Raw genomic sequence first — 19,526 nt, 5'->3', positions numbered from 1 at the left:
CGGTATCCAGTTTTCAAGGATCAAGTTTAAAAAGTTATTCATTTAAAATTTATGGTGGAGCCAAGCGGGATCGAACCGCTGACCTCCTGCTTGCAAGGCAGGCGCTCTCCCAGCTGAGCTATGGCCCCATAAAATTACTCTATAATGTTATATGGTGGGCCTTGGTGGACTCGAACCACCGACCTCACCCTTATCAGAGGTGCGCTCTAACCAACTGAGCTAAAAGCCCATATAACATATATAACATTGTGAATCAACCAATGAATTGGTTGTCCGCTTGGCAACGTCCTACTCTCCCAGGACCCTTCGGTCCAAGTACCATCGGCGCTGGAGGGCTTAACGGTCGTGTTCGGGATGGGTACGTGTGGAACCCCTCCGCTATCGCCACCAAACGCATACGAAAGAGACTTGCTCTTTCAAAACTGAACACGAGTGAGTGTTCGAACCCGAAGGTTCTATTGTGGAAGCTTAGCTTCCGATTTGAATGTTCTCATTGCAGAGAACGATTCTCCATAGAAAGGAGGTGATCCAGCCGCACCTTCCGATACGGCTACCTTGTTACGACTTCACCCCAATCATCTACCCCACCTTCGGCGGCTGGCTCCCTTGCGGGTTACCCCACCGACTTCGGGTGTTGTAAACTCTCGTGGTGTGACGGGCGGTGTGTACAAGACCCGGGAACGTATTCACCGCGGCATGCTGATCCGCGATTACTAGCAATTCCGACTTCATGCAGGCGAGTTGCAGCCTGCAATCCGAACTGAGACCGGCTTTGATGGGATTGGCTCCACCTCGCGGCTTCGCTTCCCGTTGTACCGGCCATTGTAGTACGTGTGTAGCCCAGGTCATAAGGGGCATGATGATTTGACGTCATCCCCACCTTCCTCCGGTTTGTCACCGGCAGTCACTCTAGAGTGCCCAGCTTAACCTGCTGGCAACTAAAGTTAAGGGTTGCGCTCGTTGCGGGACTTAACCCAACATCTCACGACACGAGCTGACGACAACCATGCACCACCTGTCTCCTCTGTCCCGAAGGCCGCCACTATCTCTAGTGGATTCAGAGGGATGTCAAGACCTGGTAAGGTTCTTCGCGTTGCTTCGAATTAAACCACATACTCCACTGCTTGTGCGGGTCCCCGTCAATTCCTTTGAGTTTCAGTCTTGCGACCGTACTCCCCAGGCGGAGTGCTTACTGTGTTAACTTCGGCACCAAGGGTATCGAAACCCCTAACACCTAGCACTCATCGTTTACGGCGTGGACTACCAGGGTATCTAATCCTGTTTGCTCCCCACGCTTTCGCGCCTCAGCGTCAGTTACAGCCCAGAAAGTCGCCTTCGCCACTGGTGTTCCTCCACATATCTACGCATTTCACCGCTACACGTGGAATTCCACTTTCCTCTTCTGTACTCAAGCCACCCAGTTTCCAGTGCGACCTCAGGTTGAGCCCAAGGTTTAAACACCAGACTTAAATAGCCGCCTGCGCGCGCTTTACGCCCAATAATTCCGGACAACGCTTGCCCCCTACGTATTACCGCGGCTGCTGGCACGTAGTTAGCCGGGGCTTTCTTCTCAGGTACCGTCACTCCGGTAGCAGTTACTCTACCGGACGTTCTTCCCTGGCAACAGAGCTTTACGATCCGAAAACCTTCATCACTCACGCGGCGTTGCTCCGTCAGGCTTTCGCCCATTGCGGAAGATTCCCTACTGCTGCCTCCCGTAGGAGTCTGGGCCGTGTCTCAGTCCCAGTGTGGCCGTTCACCCTCTCAGGTCGGCTACGCATCGTCGCCTTGGTGGGCCGTTACCCCACCAACTAGCTAATGCGCCGCAGGCCCATCCCTCAGTGACAGATTGCTCCGTCTTTCATTCTTCTCTCAGGAGAAAAAAGAAATTATCCGGTATTAGCTACCGTTTCCGGTAGTTATCCCAGTCTGAAGGGCAGGTTGCCTACGTGTTACTCACCCGTCCGCCGCTAAGTCATTTTGAAAGCAAGCTTTCAAAATGACTCCGCTCGACTTGCATGTATTAGGCACGCCGCCAGCGTTCGTCCTGAGCCAGGATCAAACTCTCCAATTAGTATTGAAAAGAGCGATATGCTCATTTTGAAACATCTGACGAGAAAATCAATTCTCTAATTTTGGATTTCACTTACGTGATTTCCCACTCACTCGTTGTTCAGTTTTCAAAGATCAATGTCTCATCTTTCGTCGTCGTTGCTTGTCAGCAGCGACCTTTATAATATATCACAGCGCCTTTGTTTTCGTCAAGCATTTTTTTAATTTCTTTTTTTGCTTGACCATTTCAGCAAGTTGTTAATCAACAGCTTGTCCAAACGGGCGAGACTTAATGTATCATATTTTTCAAAGCCACGTCAAGCATTAAAATAAAATTATTCTTAATCCGAGTAACATAACCACGCCAGGAAGCCCAAGAACCGTTACTGCGCCTATAGTTGCAGGGTTCAAAGGGATATACACCTGCGTGAGCAAACCTGAGAAGTTCACTACATATATCCCGAGTGCAGCCAATACCAAATGAACCCCAAATAAACTTAGCCACCCAAAACCCAGCTTTTTTCTAAATACAACTAAACCTAATAAGATAACGGATAATATCAATACGCCCATAGCTATCATTCTAAGCATGTAGATCCCCCTTATACAATTATTTATAAGCCCTTATATTTGACTGCTGTTCAACCCCAAGCTTTTTGCATGTTTGAGATGTATCTGATATTTACGTTCTGCAGCCTCCAAAATATATATCGCGTAATCTATCTGATCCTGTCCCAACGCCTCGTCGAACATCAGGTACGCCCTCTCCCACTCTGAATGCGCCTTACGGACCTCTAAGAGGGTTTCCCATCCCTCACTTTCCTTTTTGCCTTGTTCCTTATCCACTCCCCACCACAGCTCTCTCCACCATCCCATTTTAATTCCTCCTCAGAATAATTTTGATCCAAAATACACATCTCGTTATTCTCATTCATATCGGGATAGGGACAAACTTAGAACAAAAAAAAGGAAACCCTAGGGCTTCCTTTTTAAAAAATACCACTATAGAGCTGCTAGAATAGCTCGCGACGGCCTTCCAACGCTTTGGACAAGGTAACTTCATCAGCGTATTCAAGATCGCCACCTACAGGCAAGCCATGAGCTATCCTGGTGATTTTAATCTCAAACGGCCGAACAAGACGAGAAATGTACATCGCCGTTGCTTCTCCCTCAATGTTGGGGTTAGTCGCCATTATAAGCTCGCTTACTCTCTCATCACTCAGACGGGTCAATAATTCTTTCAGGCGAATATCATCAGGGCCGATACCTTCCATAGGTGAAATAGCACCCTGAAGAACATGGTAATATCCATTAAACTCCTTGGTTCGTTCTATAGCCACCAAATCCTTAGAGTCTTGAATCACACATATCACTGAAGGATCTCTAGTTTTGTCCTGACATATCTTACATGGGTCCGTATCCGTAATATTACAGCAGACCGAGCAATAGTGAAGATTGCGTTTGACGCTTACTAGCGCTTTTGCAAAATCAATGACTTCATCCTCTTTCATGTTAAGCACATGAAAAGCTAACCGGGCGGCTGTCTTCGGTCCAATCCCGGGCAAACGCGTAAAAGCATCGATCAGCTTAGCTAGCGGTTCGGGATAATACAAATTAATAATTCTCCTTTAGACTGAAGTGGAGTGGGCTATTAGAACAAGCCTGGGATCTTCATTCCACCAGTGAATTTACCCATGTCATTGTTAGCAAGCTCTTCAGCTTGAGTCAATGCATCATTTACAGCAGTGATTACAAGATCTTGCAGCATTTCAACATCTTCCGGATCAACGGCTTCCGGTTTAATTTGAATAGACAGCAATTTTTTGTGGCCGTTTACTTGAACAGTAACTACGCCGCCACCTGATGAACCCTCAATAACCTTGCCTCCGAGTTCCTCTTGAGCTTTAAGCATTTGCTCCTGCATTTTCTTAACTTGCTTCATCATTTGGTTCATATTATTCATACATCGTCTCTCCTTTGGAATGCGCAATTAGCGCTAGTAAGTTTATATTACTCTTTTATGACAACAAGGTCTTCTCCAAAAAGCTGGATAGCCTCATCAATCCAAGGTTCAGGTTTAGCTTCTGCAGTATCGTGTTCATGCTCCAGCTGCAGTTCTTCTTTGCCAGTCTGTCCCACAGACTTCTGGGCAGCTTCATTCCAGTCACGAAGCATCATGGTTACAAGTCTATAAGGTTTGCCTAGACGCGCTGCAAGCACACTCTCAATAACCTGTCTGTTTGCCGGCTTCTCAGTAGTATCGCGGTGAATCGTGTTCTTGAATGCAACAAGTACCGCATCCTCCATAATCGATACTGGCTCACCGTCTACAAACCATGCATGAACCGTTACCTTTTCCTCTTTTACTCCCTGCAGGACAAGGCTCCACTGTTTATAGATAGCTGCAAAATCGGGACTATCCTTACCAGCAATAAACTTATCTACGTTAGGAGGCATTTTCGAGGCTGAAGAAACCCGCGGTGTTGGAACCGCGTGCGATTTCGGTGCAGGAGCACCATCACGCCCTCCTCCGGAAATACCACCGGATTGCATTGCCTGTTCCAGCTTCTTCTCCAGTGCTGCGATCTGTCTTTTGAGAAGATCAAGTTCACCAGAGTCAACGCTCGAATGATTCGCGCTTACTCCGGCATTTGTTTCACCTAACGGAGCAAATGCGGCGCTCTGACTTACCTCTTGCTGCAAGCTGCAAAGCTTCATCAGCGCCACTTCAAACAGTGTCTGAGGATGTGTTGCGTATTTCATTTCACCTAGGTATTTATTGATTGTATCTACAATCTGAAATAGACGCTCCCGAGAAAATGCGGTGGCCATATCTTTAAATTCAGCAGGATTCAGCACCCTCTCTGTTAATTGATCGGCCTCGGGTACCATCTTAATCATCAATAAATCACGGAAATAATACATGAGATTCTCTAGGCATTTATCTGCACTTTTACCTTCATGCATAAGCTGCTCAACGAGCTCCAGAAGAAGACCCATATCACCTTCTAATATGGCAGTGGCAAGACGTGCAAATTGCTCGGAGGGAATTCCCCCTGTCATTCCTAACACTTGCTCGTACGTAACATTACCATCTGTAAAGGATGAAATCTGATCCAGCAAGCTCAATGCATCACGCATACCCCCATCAGATAGACGGGCAATATACTGCAATGCGTTGTTATCCGCTGTAATCCCTTCCTTCTCACAAATAGCAGTCAGATGGGCGGTCTGTTCTTCTAACGCCACTCTACGGAAGTCAAAACGCTGACAACGGGAAATTATTGTCGCCGGCAATTTGTGAGGTTCCGTTGTCGCAAGAATAAACATCGCATGTGACGGCGGTTCCTCCAAAGTCTTTAATAGAGCATTAAAAGCTTCTGTCGTCAGCATATGCACTTCATCAATGATATACACTTTACGGCGCACCTCGGTAGGTGCATACTTCACCTTCTCACGCAGATCACGAATCTCCTCTACGCCCCGGTTTGATGCCGCATCTATTTCCTGCACATCCATTACATTACCCGCAGCGATTCGCAAGCAGGATGGACATTCGTTACAAGGTTCCGGACCTGGCCCACGTTCACAGTTAACCGCTTTAGCTAAGACTTTAGCAGCACTTGTCTTACCAGTTCCCCGCGGACCGCTGAACAGATAGGCATGCGAAACCCGCTGTTCACGAATTGCGTTCTGCAGCGTTTGGATAATGTGCTGTTGTCCAACCATGTCTTGAAACGACTGCGGCCGCCAAGCACGGTACAGCGCGATATGTTCCACTATGCATTACCCTCTCTTAAGCTGCCGCTTTCCCGGCATTTGTCGCAAATTTATTATACTATATTCATCGGCTATTGACCAAAAACAAAAAGCATCTTTGCTTGTGGCAAAGATGCTATGATAAACAGAATTATAAACCGTGCACCTGTTATTGATGGCTACGATCCAAGCGGCAACCCTACATGACTGCTCGAGTTAGGCCACCCTCCGGCACAAGAGTAATCTTACTTATGGCTGCTTCCTTCCGGACCTGACCAGGTTCATAAGCACTCATTGCGGAGGACCCAACTGTCAACACAGCCCGTAGGAACCAAGGCCTCACATCGATAGCACCTCTAACAGGAATTCAACCTCGCTACAGCGGATTGCGAGTTACAGGGCACCGCTACCTCCCCGTCTAGCACGGCGAAGATAAGTATAGCTCACGCTCGGACAAAAATCAACTCTAAGACATAAAATGAGCCCCTCAGCTATACAGCTGGGGGCTCAATCTAACTGTTAAGCCGCAAAGCGACTGTTCAAATTAGATACCATATTTCTTCTTAAATTTATCAACGCGACCGCCGGCATCCAAGAACTTCTGCTTGCCAGTGAAGAACGGATGGCAGTTGGAGCAAATTTCGACACGAAGCTCTTGTTTAACAGAGCCAGCTTCGAAAGTGTTGCCACATGCGCAGGTTACCTTAGTTACATTATACTTTGGTTGAATTGCTTCTTGCATTTTGAATTTCACCTCTCATGCCCTAAGCCTCATGCGGACCCAGAGTTATATGATTACACTGTGGTATTTTAGCACGAAATATCAAATTGGGCAATATGTTTCATTTTTACATTTTAGCTGCTTAAATATTGATTCCCCGCCGCTTAGCCCGCGCCATATCTGCTGGTGGCACATGTGTATAAGAGCCTATAACTACATCCGGCAGTTCATCGCGGAAAATATCAAGCATCGTCTTCATCCCAAGGATTTCACCCTGGGCAGGAGGAATCAACTCTAAATAACTCTCCGGGTCAATGTTTAGATTGCGCATCTGAATAAGCTTCAGATCAGTACGTCTTACAAACTCCAGCATCGCTTCAATCTCTTCTTCGCGATCAGTCACTCCAGGGAAGATCAGATAATTGATCGATGTGTAAACGCCCTGCGAAGCAGCGTATTTCAAAGATTTCTCTACATTGGCCAATGTATAACCGCGTGGTTTGTAATAAGCATTATAATGGTCATCAAGGGCACTGATTGTGCTGACACGCATCAAATCGAGCCCAGCATCAACGATTCCTCGCATATGATCGCTTAATCCCGCATTGGTGTTGATATTGATATAGCCCATATCAGTAATCGAGCGCACTTCACGAATAGCTTCTATAATAAGTTTTGCCTGCGTGGAAGGTTCCCCTTCACAGCCTTGTCCAAAGCTGATAATCGATTCAGGCGTCTTTAAATGCTCCAACATAACTTGTGAAATTTCGTTGACCGTAGGCCGGAAATTCATCCGAGTCTGCGGAGATACAAAGCCGCTATCATCAGGTTGCTCAGAAATACAGCCAAAACATCCAGCATTACATGAATAAGAGACGGGCACACCGCCCTCCCAACGCCCTAAAAAGGTATTGGAGGAAGTCAGGCATTCATAGCCAAGCGCACAGTTAGAAAGATGCTCATAGAGGCGGTTATCAGGATATTTGGCTGTCATCTCACCAACACTGACTTCAAGATCTTCTTTGTCACAATTAAGTGGATTCCATTTCTCTGGATTATCGGTAGGGTCTGCCGCAACATAGAACCCGCCATCCTTCCACACTACAGCCGAATACCCAAACAGAGGAAGCTTATAAGACTTATCTGTCTTCACATAACCAGGAAGACATAGACGAGTGTAGCCTTGCGGCAGCAGCGCTCCGACAGCCTGCGAACCTTCCGGCAAAGACATCATTTCACCCGTCTCAGGATTCATACCCACAGCACGTGTACTAGGCAAGCCCACGAGCGTAGCACCTTCTGGTAATGGAATTAATTCTTCCTCCAGCATTTCAACAATCATATCCCCACTACGGGCTAGCCCGTACAGTTCAGGATGATCATATACGTTTCCTTGCCCGTCGGCATATACCAAATACATGTTAGTCTCCTCTTATTATCAATTCTCAAGTTGTAGGTACTGAAGGTGTCTTCGCCCGTGTGGTACGACGAGCAGCTGTACCGCTGTTGGAGGTGCCTCCGTTACTTGCAGTCCCGTTTGGTGTTGTTTTTGCCCCAGCAACGTCAAAGGATGCCAAGAACTCAGCATTAGTCTTCGTATCACGCAGCTTTTTGATGAATCCCTCCACAAAATCGTAGGACTCGTTCATATTTTTGCGAATCGCCCAAATCGTATCCAGTTCTTCTTTGCTCAAGAGCACTTCTTCGCGACGTGTACCTGAACGACGAATATCGATAGCTGGGAATATCCGGCGTTCCGCCAATTTGCGGTCCAAATGAAGCTCCATATTACCGGTACCCTTAAATTCTTCATATATAATATCATCCATACGCGAGCCAGTATCTATTAATGCTGTTGCCAAAATAGTTAATGAGCCGCCTTCTTCCACATTCCGTGCAGAACCAAAAAACCGCTTCGGCCGGTGAAAAGCCGCCGGGTCAATCCCCCCGCTAAGTGTACGTCCAGATGGTGGAACCACCAGATTATAAGCACGCGCCAGACGCGTAATGCTATCCAAAAGAATAACTACATCCTTCTTGTGCTCAACTAAACGAAGTGCCCTTTGCAACACAAGCTCAGCCACTTTAATATGATTCTCTGGAAGCTCATCAAATGTCGATGCAACCACTTCGCCTTTTACAGAACGCTGCATATCGGTTACTTCTTCAGGACGTTCATCAATCAGCAATACAAAGAGCTCAATCTCAGGATTATTAGTGGAAATACTATTGGCAATTTCTTTTAAGAGGAGCGTTTTTCCTGCTTTTGGAGGTGCTACAATCAAACCCCGCTGCCCCAAACCTACAGGAGCGAGCAAATCCATTATTCGGGTAGACAAATGAGTAGGGGATGTTTCAAGCGGTAGCTTGTCTTGCGGATAAAGTGGTGTTAATGCTGGAAAATGAAGACGCTCCGCTGCACTAGCAGGGTTCTCGCCATTAACTGCATTGACTTGAAGCAGGCCAAAATATCGTTCATTTTCTTTTGGTGTCCGACATTTACCAGACACAAGATCTCCGCTTCTGAGATCAAACTTACGAATTTGTGAAGCTGAGATGTAAATATCTTCAGCACTGGGCAAATAGTTAATCGGCCTAAGAAATCCATAGCCCTCAGGCAAAATTTCTAGTACGCCTTCCATAAACATGAGACCGCTCTGCTCTGCCTGTGCCCGAAGGATCGCAAAGATCAGTTCCCGTTTCTTCAGCTGTCCGTAATAAGGAATCTGGTATTTCTTGGCCAGCTTATATAACTCGGTCAGCTTCATTTCTTCCAGATCGGAAATTTGAAGATCCATGTAATAACCACCTATTCAATTTTTAAATGAGTTCTTCCTAGTCTATCTACTAGGCAAAAATATGATTCTATTAAAATGCTCATTAGGTTAGTATTACCCCAAATGGAAGGAAATATGCGGTTTGGCCGCAAATTAATACTCCTTCCAAGCGGGATATCCTAATATTATTCATTCTCACGCCAAACATGAGCACCAAGTTGCCGAAGGTTGCTCACTAAATTATCATAACCACGATCAATATACTCTACGCCGGTCACTTCAGTAATACCATCTTCTACTGTTAACCCGGCAATAACAAGGGCTGCACCCGCACGCAGATCAGCTGCCTTTACTTTAGCAGCATTAAGTTTACTGCCCTCAATAATTGCAGATCGGCCTTCAACACGAATCTTTGCGCCCATTCTTACCAACTCTGGCACATGCTTGAAGCGGTTGCTGTAGACGAAATCGCTAAGCACACTAACCCCTTCTGCCTGTGTCAGCATACTTGTCATAGGAGATTGTAAATCTGTAGGAAATCCAGGATAGGTCAGTGCTTTAACATCTGCATGTTCATAATTAGCTCTACCTATAACTCGGATACTTTCATCAAGCTCTTCAATATCCACGCCCATCTCTAAAAGCTTGGCTGTTAAGGCTTCCAAGTGCTTAGGAATAACATTATCTATCAACACATTACCACGCGTAGCCGCAGCGGCAATCATATAAGTTCCTGCTTGAATCCGATCGGGAATAATGGAATGACGGCAACCGTGCATTTCCGAGACCCCTTCGATCCGGATGGTTTCTGTACCAGCGCCTTTAATAACAGCGCCCATAGAGTTCAATAGGGTAGCTACATCTATAATCTCAGGCTCTTTAGCCGCATTTTCAATAATTGTAGAGCCTTTGGCTCGTGAAGCCGCCAGCATGATGTTTATTGTGGCACCTACGCTTGATACGTCCAGATAAATCTTCGCACCGCGTAGCTCTTTTGCATATAAGTGGATAGAACCATGTTCGTTGGTAACTGTTGCTCCCAAAGCCTCGAATCCCTTGATATGTTGATCAATTGGACGAGGTTCAAAATTACAGCCACCAGGAAGACCTATTGTCGCTTCTTTGAATCTTCCAAGCAGAGCTCCCATCATATAATACGAAGCTCTAAGTTTCTTAACCGGCCCATTGGGCATTGGAATAGATACAATACGTGAAGGGTCAATTCTCATCTGATTGCCTGACCAGGATACATTAGCGCCAAGCTCTTGCAAGATTTCGGAGTAAACGGCTACATCACTAAGGGACGGTAAATTATCCAGAACAACTTCAGATTCGGCCAAAATTGCCGCAGGAATAAGCGCGATGGCACTATTCTTTGCTCCACTGATGGTTACAACGCCCTCTAGCGGACGTCCACCGCCAATCATTAATTTTTCCATAGATTTATCAATTTCCCCCTACGTGTATTGCAGCTGGGTGGGCAATACGTGCTGTGGACTTTTAGTGATGAAAATGGAAAGACACCGGCTAAGCGGTGTGCTTTCCTCATCAAACTATTCAACTGGACAGAGTAATAGCCCTATCCTTTAACAAATTGCTTGTCCACCTGAGGCGGAAGCTACAATGATTAGGCTTTGTTGTTGGATCCAAATTCGCGAATTTTACCAATAACGGTTTCTTTGATTGCATCACGGCCTGGTGCGATGAATGTACGTGGATCGTAAGCATCAGGTTTAGCAGCTAGAACTTCGCGAACCACTTTTGCGAACACGATTTGATTCTCAGTGTTCACGTTGATTTTGGAAGTACCCAGGGAGATGGCTTTCTTGATGTCATGTTCAGGAATACCTGTACCACCATGAAGAACCATTGGGATGTTAGTAGCGTCACGGATTTCTTCCATTTCTTTGAATCCGAGGTTAGGCTCGCCATGGTAAGGTCCATGAACAGAACCAAGTGCAGGAGCCAGGGTGTCGATACCTGTTTCTTTCACAATACGTACGCACTCATCAAGCTTAGCATACATGATGCCGCCGATAACGTCGTCTTCTTGTCCACCAACAGTACCTACTTCAGCTTCTACAGAAACGCCTTTAGCGTGAGCATATTCAACGACTTTTTTAGTCATATCGATGTTCTCATCGATTGGGTGATGGGAACCGTCGATCATTACGGATGTAAATCCAGCATCAATTGCTGCTTTACATTTATCAAAGCTAGATCCATGGTCAAGGTGGATAGCTACAGGAACAGTGATATTCATGTCAATAATTAGACCTTCAACCATTTTAACAACAGTAGTGAAGCCGCCCATGTGGCGTGCTGCGCCTTCAGATACACCAAGGATTACTGGTGATTTTTCTTGTTCAGCGGCACCAAGAATAGCTTGAGTCCACTCCAAGTTGTTAATGTTGTACTGACCTACTGCATATTTTCCTTCAAGTGCTTTGTTCAACATGTCTGTCATAGATACTAATGGCATGGTTTCATCCTCCTAAGAATGTTGGTTGGCTATGTTTTTAAACCGACATCACATACAGGCTTATTATAGCACATCCTGTGTCAAATACTAAATAGGGTAAACAAAAAAATGTCCCGGTGGGACGATTTTTATCCAGCCCATATAACAATTACACTCATCCTCTTCGGAGTCACCACGCGAAATAGGACCGATACAGAAATCACCGTTCTAACTGCATTGATCCACAGACTTGTTATGAAGATGCATGTTTACCGCTACGCGCATTTCGTCTATGTCGAACGGCTTTGTAAAATGCATTAACGCCCCTAGCTTGGTCGCCTCCTTAATCATGTCCAGTTCACCATATGCCGTCATCATAATGACCTTAATGGACGGATTGATCTCCTTTAGATGCTTCAGAATCTCGAGTCCATCCATTCCCGGTATTTTCATATCGAGTAAGACCAAATCGGGTGACTCGCTGCGAACAATGTCTAATGCCAATTTTCCGTTAGCCGCTTGAAATGTTGTATATCCCTCACTATTGAACACTTCCATAAGAAGAATCCGGATCCCATTCTGATCATCGACAATTAATACTTTCTTCTTTTCCATACGATACCCTCCCAGAAATTAAGGCAGATTGACTATACCGCGCTCTCCACAGCGACCGGCCCCTTTAGAAACTACTCCATACGAAACCTATTATTCGTGCTTTACTGTCCAAATCCTGCTAATTGGATAAAATGGGTAAATAAAGAGTCTAAAATGAAATAAATGTCAGTTACAATATTTCTATTAAAGGGTAATGCAAAAAGAGAGCCTTCGGATGAAGGCTCTCTTCGACTATTTAAGAACCGAGGGTTCTTTCTGTCTGTGTATAAATTATTGCTGCTCGGAATGCGTCAAAGAGGCTTTGACAAATTCACGGAATAGCGGTTGCGGGCGGTTCGGTCGTGAAGTGAATTCCGGGTGGAATTGAACCGAGAGAAACCACGGATGCTCTGGAAGCTCTACGATCTCAACTAGACGGCCATCCGGAGAAGTTCCGGAGATAACCAGTCCTGCTTTTTCAATTTCGTCACGGTAAGCATTGTTGAACTCATACCGGTGACGGTGACGCTCATATACCAGTTCATCATCATAGCAAGACATTGCCAGAGAGTCCGGAATAATCTTACAAGGATACAACCCAAGACGCATAGTGCCGCCCATATCTTCAATATCTTTTTGCTCAGGAAGCAAATCAATCAATGGATATTGTGTATTTGGATCGATTTCGGAGCTGTTTGCACCTTGTAGTCCAAGAACAGAACGGCCATATTCAATTACAGAAACCTGCATTCCAAGGCAAATGCCAAAGAAAGGTATCAATTGCTCACGGGCATAACGAATAGCGGAGATTTTACCTTCGATTCCCCGATCACCGAAACCACCAGGAACAAGAATACCGCCAATACCACGCAGCATTTCGTCCACGTTCTCATCCGTAATTTCCTCTGCATTCACCCAGCGGATCTTAACCTCTGCATTCGCAGCAAAACCTGCGTGTGAAAGTGATTCAACAACGCTCAAATAAGCGTCATGCAGTGCTACGTACTTACCTACAATTGCGATTTCTACTGTCTTCTCTAATTTCTGAATCCGGCTAAGCATACTTTCCCATTCGCGCATATCTGGCGCAGGTGTTGTAAGCTTCAAATGATTAACAACAATCTCGTCCAATCCTTCATCACGAAGGTTCAATGGAACTTCATATAACGTCGAAGCATCGCGGCATTCCACAACAGCATTAGCATCAATATCGCAAAAGAGTGCGATTTTGGCTTTCATATCTGCGGAAAGCTCATATTCCGTACGGCACACGATGACATTCGGTTGAATACCGATACTGCGCAGCTCTTTAACGCTATGCTGTGTCGGCTTCGTCTTCACTTCTCCAGCAGCCTTGATATAAGGAATCAAGGTTACGTGGATATACATCACATTTTCCCGGCCAATATCACTCTTGATTTGACGAATCGCTTCCAGGAACGGAAGACTTTCAATATCCCCTACAGTACCGCCGATCTCTGTGATAACAACATCAGAGTTGGTCTCGCGGCCCGCGCGGAACACGCGTTCTTTGATCTCATTCGTAATATGCGGGATAACTTGTACAGTTCCACCCAAGTACTCTCCACGACGTTCCTTGCTGATTACGGATGAATAGATCTTACCTGTCGTCACATTGCTGTTCTTCGACAGATTGATATCAATAAACCGTTCATAGTGCCCAAGGTCAAGGTCAGTCTCTGCACCGTCATCCGTTACGAAGACTTCTCCGTGCTGGTAAGGGCTCATTGTTCCAGGGTCTACGTTAAGATACGGATCAAATTTCTGAATCGTTACCTTTAGACCTCTGTTCTTGAGCAGCCTGCCCAGCGAAGCGGCGGTAATGCCTTTACCCAGGGAAGACACAACGCCACCCGTTACAAAAATATACTTTGTCACTGTAAAACCCTCCTAAATAAAGTCCAAACATAAAAGCGGCACATGGTGTTTATCGTAACCCGTTTTACTATCATCAAAACAGGGGAAATCAAAAGTTTAATTCACCGGGGAAAACATAAACGGTCATCCCTCAAATTCCATTAATCTACAGCTACTTTGCATCTAAAAAAACAAAAAAGTGACACCCGTAGAACCGGGGCACTTTTTATTTTAGAAAACACGTTTATTAACTTACATGATAAGCCCATGCAATAGTTTACTCTGACGATCCCCCACTGTCAAGGGAGGAATTATGCCACAGACAAGACTCTCTGATTATTGATCTTACTTGTCATCCTCGGAATCTTCATCGTCGCCATCTTCTGCATCGTCTTCGTCCGTATCGTCTTCGTCTATGTCATCTTCATCGATCACGACATCTTCGTCGACTTCTTCTTCGCTGTCGTCGTCAGAATAGAGGTCGTCGCGATCTTCATCGATAGCGTCGAAATCCTCTTCTTCAGCTGTGTAGTTTTCTTCTTCATCAGCAAAATCGTCATCTTCTAAATCATCGTCTTCATCGTTGATGATGCGCACCCGTTTAGTGTTACCAACCGGATCATCGGAGCGCTCAAGAGGATACCAGCGTTTCAGTCCCCAAAGGTTGGTTCCGACACAGGCAAAACGCCCGTCAATGTTAATCTCGGTATATAACTGGGCAATAGTATCTTGGCTTTCTTGATCGGTCATGCCGCGTAACTTGGCTACCTCGACCATCAGATCACGGTAATAATACGGTGTATTGGCTGCTTTAAGCACCAGAAAGGCAAGATCCACCATTGGCATTTCTTTAACTTTCTCAGGGTCTAGCTTTAAATTGAGTGGCGTACTCACTAAAGGACACTTCCTCTCACGCATTGTTCACATTACGGTTTATTTCAATAATATCCATTAACAAAACTAAGTAAAACCTATTTAACAACAAAATGCAAGTCAAATGCAAGAACCGCCCAACAGAAAAAGCCTCCTGCTTATTATCCATACAGGAAACCTGTCTTCATCAAGAAGAGTTGATATGTAATTGTAGCAAGGTTCGCCGCACCCAAAGTTTTTAGAAATGGGATTTAAAAAGGCGGAGGAAGACCTCCGCGCATGACTGTATCCACGCCAAGGATCGGCTCCTTACGGGATGTTACAAAGAGAGTTTTAATCTCTTCTGTTTATTTTATGTAAAGCGCCGTCTTTTGACACGCTGGGCAGCCCATTTCCTTAAAAAAGGGCAAGTTCCCATTCGGACCCCTCCCTCCGCTCATACAATATGGCAGCAGGGCACCGAGGAGGGACAGCGAAACCTATGGACTATTACAAATTTTGGAACATGCTTCTTGAAGAAATATCGGTTGCTCCCAAAAATGGTGAGCGGCGTATTCTTACCTTCAACGATCCCCGCCAGTATGCCGGAGCTTTCTCCCAATGGAAGGCTCTAAAAGCAAAGCAGCCCGAGCTGCGGCAAGTACAGGTATCTCCGCTGATTCGGGCCTTCTTCGTGCCCGCTGCCGCCGGAAAGCTGATGAACCGATTTACAGACCTTCTAAATGTCGAAGACGATCTGCAAATCCAAATCCATTCCATAGCTAACGAAAAAAGCGGAATTGCAGCGCTCCCATGGGGGGTGAAAGCGATTCATGCTCCTCAGGCATGGTCTAAATCAACCGGAGTTCACGTCAAAATCGGCGTCATTGACACCGGCGCGGATTACCGTCATCCCGATCTGAAGCATTCATTAGCCACTGGAGTCAACCTACTACACCGCGGAATGCTGCCGCTGGATGATAATGGGCACGGAACTCATATCGCCGGAACCTTAGCGGCAGCAGGGGGGAATCGCGGAATGATGGGAGTGGCGCCGCGAGCGCTGCTATATCCAGTCAAGGCTTTTGATCATAGTGGATCAGCCTATGTATCCGATATTGTGCTAGGTATTGATTGGTGTGTGCAGAACCGAATCGACGTCATTAATATGAGCTTTGGAATGAAGACTAGAAGCAAGGCGCTCCACAATGTGGTTATAAAAGCGTATCGGGCCGGAATCGCCGTCATTGCCTCCTCTGGGAATGACGGCAAACGTGGCGGGGACTATCCTGCACGTTATCCCGAGACGATAGCCGTGGGCGCCATCGATAAAAGACACCGGGTTGCCGGCTTCAGCAATCGCGGTTCATATATCGATGTATACGCGCCCGGCGAAGGCGTGCCCTCCTGCTGGCTGAAGGAGGGCTACAAAGAAATGAGCGGCACCTCCATGGCGACCTCGCATGTCACGGGAGCCGCAGCACTGCTGCTCGCACTGCGACCGGGCCTCACGCCAAGGGAGCTGAAGCTGCTCTTGCGCCGCACCGCGTCCCCGGTGCGGCTGCGTAAGGGGCAGCGCCGCGCATCCCTAGGCGGCGGCTCTGCCGATGCCCTACGCCTGCTGAGAGCAGGAGTAAGGGCGAAGCGTTCGGTCTCCGCGAACGTGTAGACCCGCCCGGGCACCGGGTGGGTCACTCTGACGTTAGCGCAGCTGATGCCGGTGCGAAGAACGGCAGCAAAGAAAAATCCGCCCCCCAGGAAACCGGAAGGCGGATTTTTTGTCGTTTGCTGTTGATTTACATGCGATCCGGTGCAGAAACTCCGACAAGACGCAGTACATTGGCAATAGTAGTACGTGTTGCGCCCAGCAGTGCAAGACGCGCCACGGTTTGAGCAGCATCCTCAGTAATTACACGTTCAGCTTTGTAATAACTGTGGAACATCGCAGCCAGCTCATATACATAACGGATGAGGCGATGTGGAGCATAACCTTCAGCCGCAACAGCGATTTCTGCCGGGAGCTCACCAATTTTGCGCAGCAGGTCATATTCATGCACTGCTGTCAGCTTGGAGAAGTCAATTTCCGCGTAATCAGGGATAGAAATCCCTTGCTCCTCTGCCTGACGGAAAATACTGCAAATACGCGCATGCGCATATTGAACATAGAATACAGGATTTTCATTAGAAGTAGAGATCGCCAAATCCATATCGAAATCAAGATGAGAATCCATGCTGCGCATGGTGAAGAAATAACGAATCGCATCGATTCCTACTTCCTCCATCAAATCTTCCATCGTAACCGCTTTGCCGGTACGTTTGGACATTTTGACCTTTTCACCATTCTGGAACAGGCTGACCATCTGAGCAATCAGAACCACTAACTTCTCAGGATCATTGCCAAGTGCTGACATTGCCGCCTTCATCCGCGGAATATAACCATGGTGATCAGCGCCCCAAATGTTAATCATTTTATCGTAACCACGGCCATACTTATCGCTGTGATAAGCAATATCCGGGGTAAGGTAGGTATATGTGCCATCATTTTTGATCAAGACACGGTCTTTATCATCCCCGTATTTTGTCGTTTGCAGCCAGGTTGCCCCATCTTGCTCGTACACTTCTCCACGATCACGGAGCTCGTCCAGCGAGCGCAGTACTTCTCCGTTCTCATACAGCGAAGTTTCACTGAACCAGATATCGAAGTTTACACGGAAAAGACCTAGATCACGTTTAATTTTATCCAACTCTTTATTAAGTCCATAGGTCCGGAAAAAAGCAGCGCGCTCACTAGGGCTCATCTCGAGCAAGGTATCGCCCTTTTCTGCCACAAGCTCCTTCGCAAAACCCTTAATATCCTCACCATGGTAACCATCTTCCGGCATTTCTGCCTCTTGACCCAGCTCCTGCAGGTATCTGGTTTCAATGGATTTACACAGATTAGCCACTTGGTTACCGGCATCATTAATATAATATTCCCGGGTCACCTCATAACCTGCATAATCGAGCACATTACACAGCGCATCACCGACAGCAGCACCACGGGCATGCCCTAAATGTAGGCTACCCGTTGGATTGGCACTGACGAACTCCATTTCAACCTTCTGACCTTGACCCAGATTAATACGGCCATAGTCATCCCCCTGCTCAGCAACAAGGCTGATGATTGGGTACAAGTAATTCTTAGACAGGGTAAAGTTAATAAAGCCTGGTCCTGCAATCTCCGCTTTCTCAATAGAAGCTCGGCTCGTATCCAAATGCTCAATAATAGCTTCAGCAATCTGGCGTGGATTACGTTTAGCAATTTTGGTCAGCTGCATAGCAGCGTTCGTAGCCAAATCACCATGCGCCTTATCTCTTGGTACTTCAAGTACAATATCCGGAACCTCTTCCGGTGCAACCAGCCCAGCATTCACAATCGCATCGGCGATGGCTTCTTTTACCCGTTCATTTACAAGCTCTAACGGATTCTTACTATGTGTCATAATTTCGGTTCCTCCTGTATATGCAAACTAATAGCGAACTTTCCTGTCAATTCCTCGTAAACGTACAAATCATATTCCCAGGCAACCGTTAAAGAACGCCCTTCGCGCACAACTTCCAGCTTGTTCGTTTCCGTAGAAAGATTGAACTGAGTATATGGCGAGCGGTAGAATCCTGGCAGACGCCGTCCAGCTTCAAAGCTCTGCTCCGACTGAATCCCGCCATGGCGGATTAGCTTCAGTTGATTGCCTGCAATCTTTATCGTTGTACGAACAGAAACTTCCTCTCCGCGAGGACCCTGCTCTAATTCTTCATATTGAATATATAGATGCGGTCCCTTGGATGTTACTTCTCCATTCGCTTCCATAACATTTCGCTGACCATCTTGAAGGCTCACGAGCGTTATAGAGACATCATATTTGTCAGACTGTATTTCAGGCATCACACGTTCCTCCATTCTGCAAGCCTCTGCATTCTGCATAAGAAAAACGTCTAATGGCAAAGCTTAAACATTTTTATATTAATCAAAGGCCTATTTCGCTTTCCCATTGTACACTATAATCCAGTTCAAAGAAGCATTTCAATACAGAATCAAGCATATCTTCATAAGCACATAAAATATTACCATATTGATGATTAAAAGCACACTTTGAACGTCCATTCTCTATGTATATCATTTACTTCGATAATATTTGCACCTACCAAGCACCTATCGGACATAGATGACCCTAAACGCAGGATGATTCCATATTCGGTGTGATAACGGACCCCTTAGTCGCTATTGGCATAAAAAACAACCCATTTGAACCTCTTTCTAGGGAATAGTGTTACTGGAGTCCGAAACCCTATCCCAAAGGCCGAAAATTTGCAAATAACGTCAACTGGGTCCGTACCCCTCCGAGGATGAGGGATCTGATAAGGCCACTGATAAGGGTACTATTCAAGCAAGCAA

Annotated in this window: 16 protein-coding genes, 2 tRNA genes, 2 rRNA genes and 1 other RNA gene; 1 reads left to right on the top strand and 20 read right to left on the bottom strand. The window is 46.3% G+C overall.

Annotation, left to right across the window (positions count from 1 at the left end; genetic code table 11):
* Positions 1–52 precede the first annotated feature (52 nt).
* The 18 genes from MHI51_RS00680 to rpoE form a co-directional block, all read right to left on the bottom strand.
* Positions 53–128: transfer RNA gene (locus MHI51_RS00680), tRNA-Ala, on the bottom strand.
* A 24-nt stretch (positions 129–152) separates the two neighbouring features.
* Positions 153–229: transfer RNA gene (locus MHI51_RS00675), tRNA-Ile, on the bottom strand.
* Between the two features lie 46 nt (positions 230–275).
* Positions 276–392: ribosomal RNA gene (gene rrf / locus MHI51_RS00670) — 5S ribosomal RNA — on the bottom strand.
* Between the two features lie 124 nt (positions 393–516).
* Positions 517–2,074 (bottom strand): 16S ribosomal RNA (locus MHI51_RS00665).
* Positions 2,075–2,376: 302 nt separating this feature from the next.
* Entirely contained in the window at positions 2,377–2,634 is a 258-nt protein-coding gene (locus tag MHI51_RS00660; RefSeq protein WP_370510561.1) for a pro-sigmaK processing inhibitor BofA family protein, read from the bottom strand.
* Positions 2,635–2,676: 42 nt separating this feature from the next.
* Positions 2,677–2,928 (bottom strand): DUF2508 family protein, encoded by a 252-nt coding sequence (locus MHI51_RS00655; protein ID WP_076278007.1) that lies wholly within the window; start codon positions 2,926–2,928, stop codon positions 2,677–2,679.
* Positions 2,929–3,065: 137 nt separating this feature from the next.
* On the bottom strand, positions 3,066–3,665 hold the full coding sequence (gene recR / locus MHI51_RS00650) for a recombination mediator RecR (protein WP_036679922.1): 600 nt from the start codon (positions 3,663–3,665) through the stop codon (positions 3,066–3,068).
* 38 nt (positions 3,666–3,703) lie between these two features.
* Positions 3,704–4,015: a YbaB/EbfC family nucleoid-associated protein gene (locus tag MHI51_RS00645; protein WP_036679924.1), complete on the bottom strand. Its 312-nt coding sequence runs from the start codon at positions 4,013–4,015 to the stop codon at positions 3,704–3,706.
* Between the two features lie 47 nt (positions 4,016–4,062).
* Complete coding sequence (dnaX, locus tag MHI51_RS00640; RefSeq protein WP_076218777.1) at positions 4,063–5,832, bottom strand: DNA polymerase III subunit gamma/tau; 1,770 nt, start codon at positions 5,830–5,832, stop codon at positions 4,063–4,065.
* Positions 5,833–5,969: 137 nt separating this feature from the next.
* Positions 5,970–6,238, bottom strand: an RNA gene (ffs, locus tag MHI51_RS00635) — signal recognition particle sRNA large type.
* A gap of 117 nt (positions 6,239–6,355) precedes the next feature.
* A complete protein-coding gene (gene rpmE / locus MHI51_RS00630) occupies positions 6,356–6,553 on the bottom strand; it encodes a 50S ribosomal protein L31 (RefSeq protein WP_036679927.1) in 198 nt (65 codons plus the stop codon).
* A 121-nt stretch (positions 6,554–6,674) separates the two neighbouring features.
* Positions 6,675–7,952, bottom strand: coding sequence for a radical SAM protein (locus MHI51_RS00625; protein ID WP_038568079.1), 1,278 nt, complete (start codon positions 7,950–7,952; stop codon positions 6,675–6,677).
* Between the two features lie 25 nt (positions 7,953–7,977).
* Entirely contained in the window at positions 7,978–9,330 is a 1,353-nt protein-coding gene (gene rho / locus MHI51_RS00620; RefSeq protein ID WP_036679930.1) for a transcription termination factor Rho, read from the bottom strand.
* A 164-nt stretch (positions 9,331–9,494) separates the two neighbouring features.
* The gene (locus MHI51_RS00615; RefSeq protein WP_036679932.1) at positions 9,495–10,748 is read right to left on the bottom strand and encodes a UDP-N-acetylglucosamine 1-carboxyvinyltransferase; all 1,254 of its coding nucleotides are present in this window, start codon (positions 10,746–10,748) and stop codon (positions 9,495–9,497) included.
* A 188-nt stretch (positions 10,749–10,936) separates the two neighbouring features.
* Positions 10,937–11,791 (bottom strand): class II fructose-1,6-bisphosphate aldolase, encoded by an 855-nt coding sequence (fba, locus tag MHI51_RS00610; protein WP_036679934.1) that lies wholly within the window; start codon positions 11,789–11,791, stop codon positions 10,937–10,939.
* Between the two features lie 207 nt (positions 11,792–11,998).
* A complete protein-coding gene (locus MHI51_RS00605; RefSeq protein ID WP_036679935.1) occupies positions 11,999–12,385 on the bottom strand; it encodes a response regulator in 387 nt (128 codons plus the stop codon).
* A gap of 270 nt (positions 12,386–12,655) precedes the next feature.
* A complete protein-coding gene (locus MHI51_RS00600) occupies positions 12,656–14,263 on the bottom strand; it encodes a CTP synthase (RefSeq protein WP_076130377.1) in 1,608 nt (535 codons plus the stop codon).
* A 324-nt stretch (positions 14,264–14,587) separates the two neighbouring features.
* Entirely contained in the window at positions 14,588–15,136 is a 549-nt protein-coding gene (gene rpoE / locus MHI51_RS00595; protein WP_036679939.1) for a DNA-directed RNA polymerase subunit delta, read from the bottom strand.
* Between the two features lie 460 nt (positions 15,137–15,596).
* On the opposite strand from rpoE, the gene MHI51_RS00590 reads away from it, so the two are divergent.
* A complete protein-coding gene (locus MHI51_RS00590; RefSeq protein ID WP_076278006.1) occupies positions 15,597–16,763 on the top strand; it encodes a S8 family peptidase in 1,167 nt (388 codons plus the stop codon).
* A 127-nt stretch (positions 16,764–16,890) separates the two neighbouring features.
* Here MHI51_RS00590 and argS read toward each other — a convergent pair whose 3' ends face one another.
* Positions 16,891–18,576, bottom strand: a complete 1,686-nt coding sequence (gene argS, locus MHI51_RS00585) for an arginine--tRNA ligase (RefSeq protein ID WP_036679944.1) — start codon at positions 18,574–18,576, stop codon at positions 16,891–16,893.
* Positions 18,573–19,016 carry a DUF1934 domain-containing protein gene (locus tag MHI51_RS00580; RefSeq protein ID WP_036679946.1) on the bottom strand — a complete coding sequence of 148 codons (444 nt, stop codon included), beginning with the start codon at positions 19,014–19,016 and terminating at the stop codon, positions 18,573–18,575. Before MHI51_RS00580 ends, argS begins: the two co-directional genes overlap by 4 nt.
* Between the last annotated feature and the right edge of the window lie 510 nt (positions 19,017–19,526).

Origin of the sequence: Paenibacillus sp. FSL H8-0260, from assembly GCF_045040625.1 — a bacterium.
Taxonomy (GTDB): Bacteria; Bacillota; Bacilli; order Paenibacillales; family Paenibacillaceae; genus Paenibacillus_AQ; species Paenibacillus_AQ odorifer.
This window is presented reverse-complemented; position numbering and strand designations above follow the sequence as displayed.